The organism is Streptosporangium sandarakinum, assembly GCF_050942225.1.
In the GTDB taxonomy this organism is placed as follows: Bacteria; Actinomycetota; Actinomycetes; order Streptosporangiales; family Streptosporangiaceae; genus Streptosporangium; species Streptosporangium nondiastaticum.
Map to the genome: position 1 here is coordinate 1,675,248 of NZ_CP192034.1, position 14,423 is coordinate 1,689,670.

The following is a 14,423-nucleotide window of genomic DNA, read 5'->3' on the forward strand; positions in this document are numbered from 1 at the left end:
CTGCTAGGGGGAGAGGAAGTGAGCCCGGGTTTACTGCCGGAACTGACAGGACCCCGGGCTTCGCGCTTTCTTGGATCAATCGCAGCGGAGCCGATCGATGACCAGCTCGGCTCTCAAGGCCGTCATCAGATCTGCCTCACCTGCGGCCGCCGACGCGATGACGCCCGCGAGGATGTCGGTAAGCCAGAGCAGTTCCTCGCTCAGAGGGTCGCACCACTCGACGCGCATCTCGTCAGGCAGCACGTTCTGCGCACGCAGAGCGTTCACCATGTCGAGATCCTCCCTGTCATTCGTGGGACCACGCCTTTCCATGACCACGTGGTGCAGACGTAGCTGGGACAGTCGCCAGTAGAGGCGATCCATGCACTTGCGTCGTGCACGCTTCTGCTTCGATGGCGGCATGTCCGTTCCTACGGCCGCGACCACTTCGAGCGGTGGTTCGGCGAGTGCATGAACGATCTCAAGCCGGCGTTTCGGCTTTTCGTCCCGCCAGTGCAGACGGGGTTGCTTGGAAAGGAGCAACGCGCGGAGAGCCGTCCGATACATGTCGGCTCGGCGACTGGGGACGATCACGGATGCCAGCACGTAGAGGCCCGCACCAACGCGCATGGACTCGTCCACGTACGCGCATGACTCACTGTTCACGATCCGTCACCGTAAGGGATCGGTGTGGTCTTCGCCCGTGGTTCGCCGATAGTGGGCAAAGTGTTCGGAGGAGGCGGGCGGCATGCCGGTTGACCTGTTCAAATGCGCTGCTTAAGTGGAGGATCTCTGCGGTCGTATCCCTGGGAAGGTCGTCAAGGCGGGGGAGCGGGCAGACTCGTGTTCGTGGTGGCCGACGGCGGCTGGAAGTGCCTGCCCACCGGCGCCTATGAGGGCACCCTGGACGAGGCCGAGGAACGCCTGGAGGGGCCGGCTCTGGGCTTGACGCCATACCCCGCTGCTCACGGCGTCGTCCGTGCCAGCTCCTCAAGCTGCTGGACGACCCTGTCGATCGGCGCGGAAGCGTCGATCTCGGCGGTGCAGGTCGCCCTGAGCAACGGCTCCACCTCGGCCAGGTCGCGCAGGATGGCCTCACGTTCCTCGGGGCGCTTGCCGAAGGGGTTGTTGGTTCGCGTCGCGATGCGGACGAGCATGATCTCAGCGGGAGCGCTGAGCAGGACGATGTGGTCGAACCGCGGGTAGAACCGCCCCTGGTTGGTCTTACAGCCCGCCACGAAGAGGGCGCCCTCACGGTGACCGGCGAGCAGGTCGTCGATGGCCGGCTCCCGCCACGCCCAGTCGGTGGATCCGTCCGGCAGCACCACCCAGTGGCTCCACCGGTCGCTGTCGGTGTCGACGGCGCGATGACCCCGGGCCGCCAGCATCTCCAACGCGGTGGACTTGCCGGTGCCGGACATGCCCGTGACCAAGATCTTCGCCATCGGCCGAGACTACCGCGCCGCCCTGATCGGGTCGGCTGACGATCCGTCGGCTTCCGGCTAGTGGTGGCTGCCGATGAGAACCGGTTCGGCGTGGAGCCCTGTTCTGTGAGGCGGGTGACGGCCTCGCCGAGCTGGGCGTGGGCGGGGGAGGGCGCTGTCAGGGATACGAGCTGCGTCGTGGGGTGATCATCGCTCGCTGGAAGCCGCTCCCAGGGGATTTCGCCGTGCTCCTCAGAGCGGTGATCGGTGGGCGGAGAGCTGGAACCAGACGACGCGGCCAGCGGCGGTCTCGTACCAGCCCCAGGCGGTGGCCAGCTCCTGGACCAGCCACAGGCCGCGCCCGCCACTGCCGTCACCGTCGATGTCCGGCCGCAGGGCGGGGCGGCACCCCTCGGATCCGGCGTCGATGACGTCGATGTGGAGCGTTCCAGCATGGTTGGCGACCGCGACCACGACCCGGCCACCGGGGACGCGGCCGGAGTCGGAGTGCCGTACGGAGTTCGTCACCAGTTCGGTGACGAGGAGGAGGGCGTCGTCGGTGTGCGGGTGCTCGGTGTCGTCCAGCAGGTCACGGACGTAACGGCGCATCCGGGGGACGGCGGCGACCTCGGCGGGCAGCTCCACCTGCCCGAGCAGTCCTAACGCCCTCACCGGACGGCCTCTGCGAGCCGTTCGGCCAGCTCACGCATCCGGCTTCGCCGTGCCGGGTGCGGCAGGAGGTCATCTGGCTCGTCGTGGTCCGATCGGTCGTGGTCCGGTCGGCTGCGGGCCCGCCGGTCGGGGCTGCCGGGCCAGGTGAAGGTGGTGGTACGGCCGTGCTGGGTGGTGACGGACCTGGGCGGCCCCGGCGGGAGGTAGAACTCCATGCTGGGCCTGCGGCCGGGCGGGAGGCGGACGACGGAGTCGAACCCGAGATCGTTCAACTCCCAGGCCAACTCCACCAGCCGCCCGCCTCCCTCTTGGGGATCGTTCATCCTCATGCCGTCCGCCCTTCCTGGATCGCATAGCCGCTGGGTGTGACATCTACTCCTACTAAGAGTCACGTGCTGTGTACGGAGAGCATGAATGAGCGGCGACGTCAGCGCTACTGGAAGAGCAAATTTGCTTCTCAGTAATCTCCAGCACTGTCGGTCAACGAGCCGCTACTGTTAGCGGCGATCAGGGGGAGGGCAATCGATGAGGCAGCCCGGGAGTCCCACGGTGCGGAGGCGTCGTCTGGCAGCCGAGCTTCGTCACCTTCGTGAACGCGCTCAGTTGACGCTGGAGGAGGCGGGAGAGTGGCTCGGCTGGTCCGCGACCAAGCTCTCGCGGATCGAGACATCCCGGGTGGGTGTGGTCCCCAAGGACGTCGAAAGTCTTCTTGGCCTCTATGGAGTCAACGGCTCCAAGCGCGAGGAGCTTCTCCGGCTGACCCGAGACGCCCGCAAGAGGGGCTGGTGGCAGGCTTACAACGACCTTTCCAGCGAGTACGCCGCTTACATCGGACTGGAGGCCGAGGCAGCTTCGGTGCGAAGCTTCGCGCCCATCGTCATGCCCGGTCTTCTCCAGACCGAGGACTACGCTCGCGCCGTCATCCGCGCCGGATTCGTTCTCGCGCCACCTGGAGAGATGGAGCGTCGTATCGAGATCCGCATGGCCCGGCAGGCACTCCTGACGAAAACCGAGCCCTTGCGTCTTTGGGCGATCATCGACGAGGCGGTCATCAGCCGAACCGTCGGCGGGCCTTCTGTGATGCGCTCCCAACTCGAACGGCTTCTCGGCCTGATGGAGACGCCCAACGTCACGCTGCAGGTCCTGCCGTTCGCGGTCGGGGCTCACCCAGGTACGAGCGGGGCATTTGAGATCCTTCAGTTTCCTGAGTCCGCTGATCCGGACGTCGTTTTTCTGGAGAACCTGACGGACAGCATCTACGTAGAGCAGGAGGGGGATATCTATCGATATACAGTTGCTTTTGACCACCTTCGTGCTCAGGCTTTGGCGCCGGACGCCTCTCGGGCTCTCATTGAGGAGATGGCTGCTCGGCTCGGTTAGCTGCCGTGACGGGAGTGCAGAATGTCGGAAACCAGCTTCTCCTCTGTCGTATGGCGTAAGAGCTCTCTTAGTGGTGCCGGCCAAAATTGCGTTGAAGTCGGCGTCTGGCGCAAGAGCTCTATGAGCGGAAACGGTCCGAACTGCGTCGAGGTAGCGGCCTGGCAGCAGACGACCGGGAGCGACGCCACCGGCGGCCGGTGCATGGAGGTCGTTCACGGCACCTCGTCCATCGAGGTCCAACCCGACCGTCTCTTCCTGGTCCGTGACTCCAAAGACCCCGACGGCCCCGTGCTCTCCTTCGCTCCAGCCGAGTGGGATGCCTTCCTCTCCACCATCAAGAGCGGCGGACTCGACGCGCTGGCCTGATCGGCTCCTCGACGACCCACCATGTACCGGTGGCAGGAGGGCGAAAAGCCTCTCCGGGAGACACGGACCAGGTCTGGATGCCGACTGAGCAGGAGTGATGACTCCGCGGCATCCAGAGCCGGACGTACGGACAGGGGAGCCTGAGCCCTGCGCCACCGGTGCCCACTCGCCGCCCTCATCCGCAGCCACCCCGAACGGGCGCGGTACCGGCCTGCGCCGTCGAACAGCCTCCTCGCCGGAACCGGTCCGATCCTCGACCGCCGTGACCCCGGCCATCCGCAATCGGTAGCCTGAGGTCCGATGAACCGTTTGACGACGCCGAGAGGTGTATTCGACCTCACCCGCTTCCCCGAGGATCCCCGCGACCCGCTCCGTGCCTGGGACGCCGCCGACGAATACCTACTACGGCACCTCGACGGAATCGACGGCGAACCCATCGACCTGTCGGGCACCGTGGTCGTGCTGGGAGACCGGTGGGGCGCCCTGGTCACCGCGCTGGCCGAGCACCGTCCCACGCAGATCACCGACTCCTTCCTCGGCCGGCAGGCGACCCTGGCGAACATGGGGCGCAACGGGATCCCCATTGACGCGGTGCGGCTCCTTACGACCAGGGACGCGCCGCCGGATCGGATCGACGTGCTGCTCATCCGCGTGCCCAAGAGCCTCGCGCTGCTTGAGGACCAGCTGCACCGCCTCGCACCCCACATGCACCCGGACACCGTGATCGTCGGCGCGGGGATGGTCACCGAGATCCACACCTCGACGCTGAGGCTGTTCGAGCGGATCGTGGGGCCGACCAGGACGTCGCTGGCGGTGAAGAAGGCCCGGCTCATCTTCTGCTCACCGGACCCGGAGCTCCCCCGGAGCGCCGGCCCGTGGCCGCGAAGCCACGCGCTGCCCGCCGACGTCGGAACCGTCTCGGGTCTGACCGTCACCAACCACGCGGGCATCTTCTGCGCCGACCGCCTGGACATCGGCACCCGCTTCTTCCTGCGGAACCTGCCGACGCGCCGTGGCCGCGAGCACGTCGTGGACCTGGGCTGCGGCAACGGGGTGGTCGGCCTCGCCGCGGCGCTCGCCAACAGCGAGGCCCGGGTGACGTTCATCGACGAGTCCTACCAGGCGCTGGCCTCGGCGGAGGCCACCTTCCGGGCGAACGTGGACGCGGGCACCGACGCGGAGTTCCTGGCATCCGACGGGATGTCGGACGTGCCCGCCGGGACGGTCGACCTGGTGCTGAACAACCCGCCGTTCCACACGCACCGCGCGACGACCGACGCCACGGCCTGGCGCATGTTCAACGGGTCGCGCGCCGCACTGCGCCGCGGCGGCGAGCTGTGGGTGGTCGGCAACCGGCACCTCGGCTACCACGCGAAGCTGCGCCGGCTCTTCGGCAACTGCGAGGTCGTCGCGAGCGATCCCAGGTTCGTCGTCCTGCGGGCCGTCAAGAGGTGACCGCACCGCCGCGCGGCGCGGCGGTGCGGTGGGGCCCTACGGTCGGCGGGTGCCGTACGGCCGGCCGGCGTGGACCGGGCGGCCGGTTCGGGTGAGGGGCGGGCTCTCCGCCGACTTCGTCGCGGCGGACGGTTCCGTCGGATACTCGGGGGCGCAGCGGGTGCCGGGCTGCGGCACCTTGAGCTCGATCAGGTAGTCGACGATCGCGTCGTGGGCGCAGGTGCTGTTGCGGAACTGGCCATGCCCGACCCCCTCGTACTCAAGCAGGGCCGACCGCGGGATCTGCCGTGCGACCGACTGGTTCCACGCCGCCGGGGTGCCGACGTCGTGGCGGGCCGTGGCCACCAGGATGGGCGGGGTGTCACCGATCGCGAGCCGGTGCTGCGGGTTGGAGACGGGGCCCTGCCAGTTGAGGCAGCTCGTCACGTCGGACCAGAACGGTGAGAGCTTCGTATGCGGGGCGATGGTCTCAAGCCGCCGCCGGTACCGGTCGAGCTGGGAGAAGCTCGTGACGTCCCACTTCCAGTCGGAGCACCAGATCGCGGGGTAGGGGTTGCCGACCACTTCCGTCTTGACGGTGAACGGGGGCGCCGGGGGAGCGCCCCTGGTGAGGGCCCTGAGCCATTGGGCGGCGTCGAACCAGCCGCTCGGGTCGTACATGTAGATGAACAGTCCCCCTCGCAGATCCTCGGCGGGGATCGGAGAACCGTCGAAGGGGGATTTCAGGTCACCGGCCGCCGCCTTCGCGTGCAGTTCGTCCCACACGTCGGTGACCTTCTTGCCGTGCAGCGCGCAGGTCGCGGTCTCGCCGCACCACTTGGCGAAGTCGAGGAAGCTGCTCTCGAAGTCCTCCGTCGTGGTCTTCAGGTACTGCCACGCGGAGGTGATGCTGTGGTCCATGTTGGAGTCGATCGCCATCGCCCGGATGTTCCCCGGGAACAGCTCGGCGTACTGCTGGCCGACCATCGTGCCGTAGGAGATCGCGAAGAAGCTGATCCTGCGTTCGCCGAGCGCGACCCGGATCGCGTCGACGTCGCGGGCCGCGCTGGTGGTGTCCACATGGTCGAACAGCGGGCCGGTCTGCCTGCGGCAGTCCCTCGACAGGCTCGCGTTGAACCGCAGGAGCGACCGGTATTCGGCCTCGTCGGCCGGATAGGTGACCGGTGTGCGGTCGACCAGGTCCGCGCTGCAGACCGCCTGGGTGCTGCGGCCGACGCCGCGTGGGTCGAGGGTGACCAGGTCGAAGTACTGCCGGACGGGGTCGCTCTCCGGGATGGCGTCATCGAGGATGAACGGGTCGATCCCCGAGGCGCCGGGGCCGCCCGGGTGGACGACCAGCACGCCGAGCCGCTTGGCCGGGTTCAGCGCGCTGAGCCGTCCGATCGCCAGGTTCAGGGTCGGTCCGTTCGGTCTCTTCCAGTCGATCGGCACCTTCAGGGTCGCGCACTCGCCCCCGTGGTCTCCGCATCCCGTCCAGAGGAGCGGCTCGGAGGGGCGCCACTCCGGGGTGGCGGTCTGGGCGGCAGGCTGTCCGGTGGGGGGCCGCTCCGCGAGGGCCGGGTACGTGAACGAGGCGGTCAGCGCGAGGCCCGCGAGTACGGCGGTGAGTAATCGCGTCTTCATGGATTCCTTTCCTGAGCGTGCGCCGTGTGCGAGGGGACGGCGACGGACCAGGAACGTGTGGACACCGCCTTGACCGGGGCGGAGGACGCTCGCCGATGGAGCGAGCGCCGCGGCGCCGGCCACGGAGGTTCACCCGGGTCCCTTTGCGACGCTCGCTCCCCTGGGCGGCGTGAGAACCCGACGGGAACGGTCAGGGACTCACGCCCGGAGATCGCAAGTAGACGGATTGATCCTGTCGTGGCCCGAATTCGACCGCAATGGGTTTCAGTCATCGCGGGAAAGGAGGTTCGCTCCCTGCCCGGAGGGGGAGAAGGGGGCGCAGATCAGGGCCGGCCGTACCGGGCTGACGTCATGGGGTCGGCGCGGTGGCGTCGCAGGGCTCGGGCGCCTGCGACGAGGACGACGAGGGCGATGAGGACGACGGAGACGGCGCGGCGGCGGGTGACCGGCGCGAGAGCAGATATCCCGTCAACGCGGTGAGCAGTCCGACCAGGCCGGCCGCGGCGAAGCCGCCCGCCGGCGTGGACGCGTCGATCGCCGCCCCCACGACCGGGGAGCCGAGCGCGAACCCCGCGCTCGACGCCGAGGACTGCAGGCCGGTCGCCTCGCCCCGCACGCCGGCCGGCGCCAGCCGGCTCACCGCGTCGGCGACCGTGGAGAGGGTCGGTGCGGTGAGCAGCCCGGCAACGATGACGGCCACGCACAGCCAGGGCCAGTCACGGGCGAGTCCGATCGGAACCGTCGCCAGCCCGAGCAGGCCGAGCAGCAGCCAGGTGGACATCGGCCGGGACAGCGCTCCGTACACCAGGCCGCCCGCGACGGACGCCACCCCGAGCACGGCGACGACCACGGCCGCCCACGAGACCTGACCGGTTTCTCGAAGAGTGGCGACGATGGCCAGGTCGATGCCGCTGAGCAGCATCGCGACGCCGAATCCCATCGTCAGGACGGCGACCATGGGCGCTCCCAGCCACTCCCGGCGACGGGGCCGGTCCGCCGCCTCGCCGTCCGCCTCGTCCTCGGCGCGCAGCGGCGGGTCGAGCAGGGCGATCCCCGTCCCGCCGGCGACGATCGCGGCGCCCAGTCCCCACGCCACCACCCCGGGGGACAGCTTCGCGGCGCACAGGATCACCACCGCCGGCCCCACCATGTACGACAGCTCGCCCACCACCGACTCCAGCGCGAACGCCGCCCGCCGTTGCCCTGCCGTCGTCATCGCGGTGATCGCCTGCCTGGTGACCTGCTGGATCGGCACCATCAGCAGACCGGCGGCGAAGGAGGCGCCCAGCAGGATCACGTACGGCAGCGCGGGCACGGTCAGCCAGAACACGAGCTGCGACACGACCGTGGCCGCCAGCACGGTACGCAGGCCTCGCCGGTCGATCATCCGGCCCAGCAGCGGCCCGCCCAGCGCGACACCGGCGGTGAGCGCCGCCACCACGGCTCCCGCCGCCGCGTAGCTCATGTCGAGGGCGAGGACGACGTACATCGTCAGCGCCGTCGCGTCCGCCGTGATCGCGGCACGGGCGAGCAGCGAAATGCTCAGCAGCGGCGTCATCCCCGGTACCGCGAGCACCTGTCGAAACCTGATCACCGGCTCGACGGTAGGTCACCCGGAAGGCCATAGGAAGTCGTCAGGTCGTTAGCCCAGGCATAATGAATTCTTATGGCTCGTGATCTCGATACGGCACTGCTGCGGTCGTTCGTCACCGCGGTGCGGGCGGGCAGCATCAGCCGTGCGGCGGCGGCGCTCGGTCGCACCCAGCCCGCGCTCAGCCAGCAGTTGCGCAAGCTCGAACGGGCCGTCGGCAGTCCGCTGCTGCACCGGGCGCCGTCCGGCATCTCGCCGACCCGGGCGGGCGAGGAGTTGCTGCCCTACGCCGAGCGCATCCTCGCGCTGTCGGCGCAGGCGCTCGCCGAGACAGGACGTGCGCTCACCGGGCACTGCGGGGTGGGACTCCTCGAAGACCTCGCCGCTTCCCGCCTTCCCCAGGCGCTCGCCGATCTCGCGCGGCTGCACCCCGACGCGACGCTGGAGGTGCTCAGCCTTTCCAGCGCGGGGATGCGGGAGGCCTACGACACGGGCCGTGTCCAGCTCGTGCTCGACGAGGCCCCGGATCTTCCCTGGCCGCCGCGCTGGACGGTGCGTCTGCCGCTGGTCTGGGCGGTCGGGCAGGGTGTCGCCACCGACGCCGATCCGCTGCCGGTGGTGCTGTTCTCGAACACCTGCGCCTGGCGGACGTCGGTGCTGGAAACGATGGAAGGCTCGGGGCGCCGCTGGCGGGTGGCGTTCGAGAGCAACAGTCTCGCCGGAGTGCTCGCCGCGCTACGGGCCGGGCTCGGAGTCGCGGCGCTTCTGCCCGCCAACCTTGAGCCTGCCATGGCCTGCCACGACGCGGCCGCGTTGCCCGCTCTGCCGGACGTCGAACTCGGCCTTGCCCGCCACCCCGGTACCGAAGGTGACGCGCTCGTCGACGCCGTGGAGACCGCCCTGCGGCGGATGATCTGAGCCGCGAACGGCCGGAGCCCGGCGACGGTGGTCGCCGGGCTCCGTTCTCGGACGTGAACCGGGTCGTCTCCCGGTCCCGGGCCTCACGCGGCGGTCGGCCGTACGGCCGTCGCACGCGAGGCGGGTGGGTCAGTCGAACAGCACTCGCAGGGAGAACGTCGCCTCGTCGCCGGTGGCGGTGCCGCTCAGGCCCACGGCGCGCAGGGCCTGGACGCCGGCCCTCTCCTCGCCCTGGATGCTCTTCAGGTAGAGGGGCTCGATCTTGTTGAGGTCGGCGTAGAGGGCGAAGGTCGCCTTGTCGCCGTCGGGGATGGCCTGCTTGAAGCTCTCGCTGTCGCCCAGCTCGCCGTCCTTGGCCAGCGCGGCGGCGTACTCCTGGGTGCTGGCCACCGTGAAGACGCCGTCTCCCGCGACCTTGCCGAACTGCGGGACGGTGCCGGACTGGGCGGCGGCCTTCTCCACCTTGCCGACGACCGCCTGGGCCTTGGCCGGGTCGGTGGTGATCCGGGCGCCGACCCTGGGCTGGTTGTCGGTGAGGCCGTTGGCGTCCAGCGCGACGGTGAGGTTCTCGCCGAGCAGCGTCACCAGGTCGGCCGGGAGCGACAGCCCGGTCTGCTGCTGGAGCTGGGCGACGGACTGCTTGAAGCGTCCCCCCGCGGCCTGGTCCGCCGAATCCATGATCTTGGGCCACTGCTTGGCGATCGCGTTGCCGAGGCCGGAGACGGAGACCGCGGCGACGGTGGAGCCGGGCAGCTCGCCCATGCCGTTGGGGGCCGGGTCCTCCAGGCCCTCGACCGGCTGGGTGCCGCGGGCGACACCGGCCAGCTCGGCGTAGTCGCCGTCGAAGCGGAGCGCCCCGGCGATCCGGGCGTTCTTGATCGCTTCGATGGCCGTGGCGTTGTCCTTGGCCTCGGGGATGAACGGGACCATCCGGCCGGCGCTCACCCAGAACGACAGCACGCCGGTCTCGCCGAGCGCGCCCAGGTCGTCGGAGAAGTCGGCGTCGTCGGACAGCGAGGGCCCCTGCGCGGCCCGGTCGGCGACCGCCTTGCTCTCGGCCACCAGCGCGTAGTCGTCGCGGAAGGCGATGCCGTGCTCCTCGTCGCCCATCAGCTTGTCGATCCCGGCCTTGGCCTTGCCCTCGTCGGTGACCTGGACGGCGATCAGGGGGTTCGGCTCGTCGCCGCTCTTGGCCGGCGGGAGCACCGCCACGCCGATCCGGCTGCCGAGCCACGGCTCGATGTCGGTGGCGTAGTCCACCTTGGCGAGGTCGGAGTCGTCCTTCTTGAGCAGGGAGAACAGCGCCTTGCGCGGGTCGTCGCCGCTGAAGGAGTCCTTGGTGGCCTGGAACTTCCGCGCGATCTGGAAGAGCGCGACCTTCTGGTTGGCGGCTGGGTCGAGGTCCAGGCGGACGTAGGCGATGGCGTTGCCGGGCAGCACGTCGTGCGGCTGGGTGCCGCCGCCGCTGAGCAGGTTGACGGCGTAGAAGCCGCCGCCGCCCACCAGGGCGGCGATCAGGACGGCGATCGCCGTGATCAGCAGGCCCTTGCCGCCCTTGCGGTCCTTGCGCCGGTCCGGCGGGGTCGCGGGGTGGCCGGAGCCGAGGATCTCGGTGTTCTGCCCGCCGCCGTAGGGCGGCTGCTGCCCGTAGGCCGCCTGGCCTCCGTACTGCTGGCCGCCGTAGGGCTGCTGTCCTCCGCCGTAGGACGACTGGTCGCCGTACGCCTGCTGGTTGCCGTACGGCTGCCCGCCGGAGGGCTGGGCGCCGTACTGCTGGCCTCCGTACTGCCGGCCGCCGGGGGACTGGTCGCCGTAGGGCTGCTGGCCGGACGCCTGCTGCCCGTAGGACTGCTGCCCGTAGGGCTGGCCGTAGGACGGCTGCTGGTGGGCGGCCTGCTCCTGCCCGCCGTACGGCGAGGCGGGCTGCTGCCCGTAGGGGGGCTGACCGTAGACCTGGGTCTGGTCGTATCCGGAACCGCCCTGCGGGTGACCCGGCTGCGGCTGCTGCGGGTAGCCGCCCTGCTGCGGGTGCCCCGGGGCGGGCGGCGGGACCTGCTGGGTGGCGTCGTTCCAGGGATAGGGGGTCGTGCCGTCGGGTTGCCAGCCGGGGCCGGGTGGCTGGCCGGGGGGATTGTTGGGAGACATTCTCACTCACAATGTGGATTTATTAGGTGAAGCGAAAATAGTGGACTTCGGTAACTGATCACTTGCATTGCACTAACCGTGAGACGTCCTGTCAGGGCGGAAACGTGGGAACGGGGCCTCCCGCGGGGCCGCGTCCCGCATCCGGACGGTGAGACGTCGTCGCAGATCACGGCGGTCATGAGAGGCCGGGGAGGCGGAGCCCGGCGGGAGTCGGTACAGTGAGCGCTCTAGAACAAGGTTCGGGAGTGTGGATGACGAAGTTCGACGAGGCGACGCAGGCGATCCGGGTGGACGAGACCACCTACGACGTGTGCCTGGACGCCGGCTACTCGATCGGCGGCCCCCTCAACGGCGGCTACCTGATGGCGGTGCTGCTGCGCGCCGTGGTGGACGCCTCCCCGCACGAGCACCCCGTCAGCACCGGAGCCCAGTTCCTGCGCGCCCCCGTCCCCGGCCCCGCCCAGGTGCGGCTGGAGCAGCTCAAGGCGGGCCGCACCGCGGCGATGACCCGCGCCACCCTCGTCCAGGACGGCGTCTCCTTCATCGAGGCCCTCGTGACGACGGCGACCCTCGGCGACGTCGCCCCCGACTGGACGGGCGAGCCGGCGGCGGTCCTGCCGCCCGTCGAGGAGTGCGTCAAACTGCCCGACCCCAAGCCGGAGTCGAACATGACGCTCAGCACGCAGATGGACATGCGGTTCGACCCGCCCACCCTCGGCTGGCTGCAGGGCCGCCCCACCGGCCGCCCCGAGGCCCGCGCGTACTTCCGGATGACCGAGCCGCAGGACCCCGACCCCTACGTGCTGGCGCTGGCCGTCGACGCGCTCCCGCCCGTGGTGTTCTCCGCCGGGGCGCGCGGCTGGGCCCCCACCGTGGAGCTCACCTGGCACCTGCGAGCCCTGCCCGCGCCCGGCTGGCTCACCCTGGTCGGCAGCGGCAGGCTGATCAGCGACGGCTGGTTCGACGAGGACGTCGAGGTCTGGGACTCCGCCGGGCGGCTGGTCGCCCAGTCGCGGCAGCTCGCCCGGGTGGGCCGCGGCTGAACCCGGCCCCGGTGGGACCCGCGCGACGGGGCGCCGCTGTGACGATTCTTACCGTGATCGGAGGCCCGGGGTCGCCTAACCTTGGGAACCGTGTCGCAAGCAAGCATCGGGATCTTCGACAGCGGGGTGGGCGGTCTCACGGTGGCCCGCGCCGTCATCGACCAGCTCCCGAACGAGTCCATCCTCTACGTGGCCGACACGGCGCGGCAGCCGTACGGGCCCAAGACCATCGCGCAGCTCCGCGCCTACGCGCTGGAGGTGATGGACCACCTCGTCGAGCACGACGTCAAGATGCTGGTGATCGCGTGCAACACCGCCAGCGCCGCGGTGCTGCGTGACGCCCGCGAACGCTACGACGTGCCGGTCGTCGAGGTGATCCAGCCCGCGGTGCGCCGGGCCGTACGGGCCACCCGCAACGGCAGGGTCGGGGTGATCGCCACCCGGGCCACCATCGAGTCGATGGCCTACCACGACGCCTTCGCCGCCGCCCCCGACGTGCTGCTGACCGGGGTGGCCGCGCACCGGCTGGTGGAGTTCGTCGAGCGGGGCGAGACCATGAGCGACGAGCTCATCGAGGTCCTCCGCGACTACCTCAAGCCGGTGCTGGCCGACGGATGCGACACGCTGATCCTGGGGTGCACGCACTACCCGCTGCTGGCCGGGCCGATCGCCTATCTGGTGGGGGACGACGTCACGCTGGTGTCCAGCGCCGACGAGACCGCCAAGGACGTCTACCGGATCCTGCACGACCGGGGGCTGGCCGCGACCTCCGGCACGCCCCGGCACCGGTTCCGCGCCACCGGCGACACCGAGCTCTTCGAACGGCTCGGGCGGCGGTTCCTCGGGCCGGAGATCGAGGCGGTGGAGCTCGCGGCGCTGGGCGACGGCCCCGGCGGGCGGCTCGTGGCAGGCTCCGATGAGTGGTCCGCGGACGGCGCACGGCCAGAGACGGGCGGCGGCGCACGGCCCGGAATGAGCGGCGGGCGGCCGGCAGCGGCCGGGGGGTGGCCCGCGGAAGCCGGAGGGCGGACGATGGAGGCCGGCGGGCGGCTGACGGAAGGGCGGGAGACGCCGTGAAGGTGACGATCGTCGGATGCTCGGGGAGCTTCCCCGGGCCGGACAGCCCCTCCTCCTGCTACCTGCTGGAGGCCGAGGGGTTCCGCATGCTGCTGGACTTCGGCAACGGCTCGCTGGGCGCGCTGCAACGCCACATCGGCCTCTACGACGTGGACGCGATCTGTCTGTCCCACCTGCACGCGGACCACTGCCTCGACATGTGCTCCTACCACGTGGTGCGCACCTACTCCCCGAAGGGGCCGCACCCGAGGGTGCCGGTCCACGCGCCCGCCGACGCCCCTCTCCGGCTGGCCCGCGCCTACGACATGCCCGCCGAGCCGGGCATGGAGACCTCCTTCGACTTCGCGCCGCTGACCCCCGGCACGTTCGAGGTGGGCCCGTTCCGGGTGACGGCCGCGCCGATGAACCACCCGGTCGAGACCTACGGCTTCCGCGTCTCGTACGGCGGGCGCTCGGTGGCCTACTCAGCCGACACCGGGGAGACCGACGAGCTGGTCCGGCTGGCCGCCGGGGCCGACCTCCTGCTGTGCGAAGCCAGCTTCCCCGACGTCCCCGGGCTGCCCGCCGACCTGCACCTCACCGGACGCCAGGCCGCCGAGCACGCGGCCAGGGCGGAGGCGGGCACGCTGGTGCTGACCCACCTGGTGCCCTGGCACGACCCGGCCCGCATCCTCGCCGACGCCTCCCGGGCCGGTTTCCCCGGACGGATGGAGCTGGCGCGGAGCGGCGCCGTCTATGACCTAGGGTGAT

General features: G+C 70.4%; 14 protein-coding genes and 2 pseudogenes. 9 read left to right on the forward strand and 7 right to left on the reverse strand.

What is annotated here, in order from left to right:
* Nucleotides 1-75: 75 nt before the first annotated feature.
* Entirely contained in the window at nucleotides 76-645 is a 570-nt protein-coding gene (locus ACQP10_RS07935) for a hypothetical protein (protein ID WP_433541122.1), read from the reverse strand.
* Nucleotides 646-825: 180 nt separating this feature from the next.
* Between ACQP10_RS07935 and cysM the strand changes: the two are divergent.
* Nucleotides 826-928: pseudogene (gene cysM / locus ACQP10_RS07940) on the forward strand (cysteine synthase B); the annotation flags it as partial.
* Between the two features lie 16 nt (nucleotides 929-944).
* Here the strand turns inward: cysM and ACQP10_RS07945 are convergent.
* The 3 genes from ACQP10_RS07945 to ACQP10_RS07955 form a co-directional block, all read right to left on the reverse strand.
* Complete coding sequence (locus tag ACQP10_RS07945) at nucleotides 945-1,424, reverse strand: AAA family ATPase (RefSeq protein WP_389993974.1); 480 nt, start codon at nucleotides 1,422-1,424, stop codon at nucleotides 945-947.
* A 231-nt stretch (nucleotides 1,425-1,655) separates the two neighbouring features.
* A complete protein-coding gene (locus ACQP10_RS07950) occupies nucleotides 1,656-2,075 on the reverse strand; it encodes an ATP-binding protein (protein ID WP_433541123.1) in 420 nt (139 codons plus the stop codon).
* Entirely contained in the window at nucleotides 2,072-2,398 is a 327-nt protein-coding gene (locus ACQP10_RS07955) for a hypothetical protein (protein ID WP_433541124.1), read from the reverse strand. The genes ACQP10_RS07950 and ACQP10_RS07955 overlap by 4 nt, the downstream gene beginning before the upstream one ends.
* 202 nt (nucleotides 2,399-2,600) lie before the next feature.
* Between ACQP10_RS07955 and ACQP10_RS07960 the strand changes: the two genes are divergently transcribed.
* The 4 genes and pseudogenes from ACQP10_RS07960 (at nucleotide 2,601) to ACQP10_RS07975 (ending at nucleotide 5,276) form a co-directional block, all read left to right on the forward strand.
* The gene (locus ACQP10_RS07960; RefSeq protein ID WP_433541125.1) at nucleotides 2,601-3,455 is read left to right on the forward strand and encodes a helix-turn-helix domain-containing protein; all 855 of its coding nucleotides are present in this window, start codon (nucleotides 2,601-2,603) and stop codon (nucleotides 3,453-3,455) included.
* A 21-nt stretch (nucleotides 3,456-3,476) separates the two neighbouring features.
* Nucleotides 3,477-3,533: pseudogene (locus ACQP10_RS07965) on the forward strand (hypothetical protein); the annotation flags it as partial.
* 42 nt (nucleotides 3,534-3,575) lie between these two features.
* A complete protein-coding gene (locus ACQP10_RS07970; RefSeq protein WP_386149258.1) occupies nucleotides 3,576-3,821 on the forward strand; it encodes a DUF397 domain-containing protein in 246 nt (81 codons plus the stop codon).
* 300 nt (nucleotides 3,822-4,121) lie between these two features.
* Nucleotides 4,122-5,276: a methyltransferase gene (locus ACQP10_RS07975; RefSeq protein ID WP_389994022.1), complete on the forward strand. Its 1,155-nt coding sequence runs from the start codon at nucleotides 4,122-4,124 to the stop codon at nucleotides 5,274-5,276.
* A gap of 36 nt (nucleotides 5,277-5,312) precedes the next feature.
* Here ACQP10_RS07975 and ACQP10_RS07980 read toward each other — a convergent pair whose 3' ends face one another.
* Complete coding sequence (locus ACQP10_RS07980) at nucleotides 5,313-6,899, reverse strand: alpha/beta fold hydrolase (RefSeq protein ID WP_433541126.1); 1,587 nt, start codon at nucleotides 6,897-6,899, stop codon at nucleotides 5,313-5,315.
* A 349-nt stretch (nucleotides 6,900-7,248) separates the two neighbouring features.
* On the reverse strand, nucleotides 7,249-8,493 hold the full coding sequence (locus tag ACQP10_RS07985; protein ID WP_433541127.1) for an MFS transporter: 1,245 nt from the start codon (nucleotides 8,491-8,493) through the stop codon (nucleotides 7,249-7,251).
* A 72-nt stretch (nucleotides 8,494-8,565) separates the two neighbouring features.
* On the opposite strand from ACQP10_RS07985, the gene ACQP10_RS07990 reads away from it, so the two are divergent.
* Nucleotides 8,566-9,408, forward strand: coding sequence for a LysR family transcriptional regulator (locus ACQP10_RS07990; RefSeq protein WP_433541128.1), 843 nt, complete (start codon nucleotides 8,566-8,568; stop codon nucleotides 9,406-9,408).
* Between the two features lie 129 nt (nucleotides 9,409-9,537).
* Here ACQP10_RS07990 and ACQP10_RS07995 read toward each other — a convergent pair whose 3' ends face one another.
* Complete coding sequence (locus ACQP10_RS07995; RefSeq protein WP_346022115.1) at nucleotides 9,538-11,553, reverse strand: DUF3352 domain-containing protein; 2,016 nt, start codon at nucleotides 11,551-11,553, stop codon at nucleotides 9,538-9,540.
* Between the two features lie 251 nt (nucleotides 11,554-11,804).
* Here ACQP10_RS07995 and ACQP10_RS08000 point away from each other — a divergent pair, with 251 nt between their 5' ends.
* The 3 genes from ACQP10_RS08000 (at nucleotide 11,805) to ACQP10_RS08010 (ending at nucleotide 14,422) form a co-directional block, all read left to right on the forward strand.
* Nucleotides 11,805-12,596: a thioesterase family protein gene (locus ACQP10_RS08000; protein ID WP_346022116.1), complete on the forward strand. Its 792-nt coding sequence runs from the start codon at nucleotides 11,805-11,807 to the stop codon at nucleotides 12,594-12,596.
* A gap of 90 nt (nucleotides 12,597-12,686) precedes the next feature.
* On the forward strand, nucleotides 12,687-13,673 hold the full coding sequence (murI, locus tag ACQP10_RS08005; protein ID WP_346022117.1) for a glutamate racemase: 987 nt from the start codon (nucleotides 12,687-12,689) through the stop codon (nucleotides 13,671-13,673).
* Nucleotides 13,670-14,422 (forward strand): MBL fold metallo-hydrolase, encoded by a 753-nt coding sequence (locus ACQP10_RS08010; RefSeq protein WP_346022118.1) that lies wholly within the window; start codon nucleotides 13,670-13,672, stop codon nucleotides 14,420-14,422. The genes murI and ACQP10_RS08010 overlap by 4 nt, the downstream gene beginning before the upstream one ends.
* Nucleotide 14,423: the final 1 nt, after the last annotated feature.

Bases quoted from the DNA above. Each gene is read 5' to 3' on its own strand.
- ACQP10_RS07945 (WP_389993974.1), bottom strand. From the start codon at position 1,424: ATGGCGAAGATCTTGGTCACGGGCATGTCCGGCACCGGCAAGTCCACC.
- ACQP10_RS07955 (WP_433541124.1), bottom strand. From the start codon at position 2,398: ATGAACGATCCCCAAGAGGGAGGCGGGCGGCTGGTGGAGTTGGCCTGG.
- ACQP10_RS07960 (WP_433541125.1), top strand. From the start codon at position 2,601: ATGAGGCAGCCCGGGAGTCCCACGGTGCGGAGGCGTCGTCTGGCAGCC.
- ACQP10_RS07970 (WP_386149258.1), top strand. From the start codon at position 3,576: ATGAGCGGAAACGGTCCGAACTGCGTCGAGGTAGCGGCCTGGCAGCAG.
- ACQP10_RS07975 (WP_389994022.1), top strand. From the start codon at position 4,122: ATGAACCGTTTGACGACGCCGAGAGGTGTATTCGACCTCACCCGCTTC.
- ACQP10_RS07980 (WP_433541126.1), bottom strand. From the start codon at position 6,899: ATGAAGACGCGATTACTCACCGCCGTACTCGCGGGCCTCGCGCTGACC.
- ACQP10_RS07990 (WP_433541128.1), top strand. From the start codon at position 8,566: ATGGCTCGTGATCTCGATACGGCACTGCTGCGGTCGTTCGTCACCGCG.
- ACQP10_RS07995 (WP_346022115.1), bottom strand. From the start codon at position 11,553: ATGTCTCCCAACAATCCCCCCGGCCAGCCACCCGGCCCCGGCTGGCAA.
- ACQP10_RS08000 (WP_346022116.1), top strand. From the start codon at position 11,805: ATGACGAAGTTCGACGAGGCGACGCAGGCGATCCGGGTGGACGAGACC.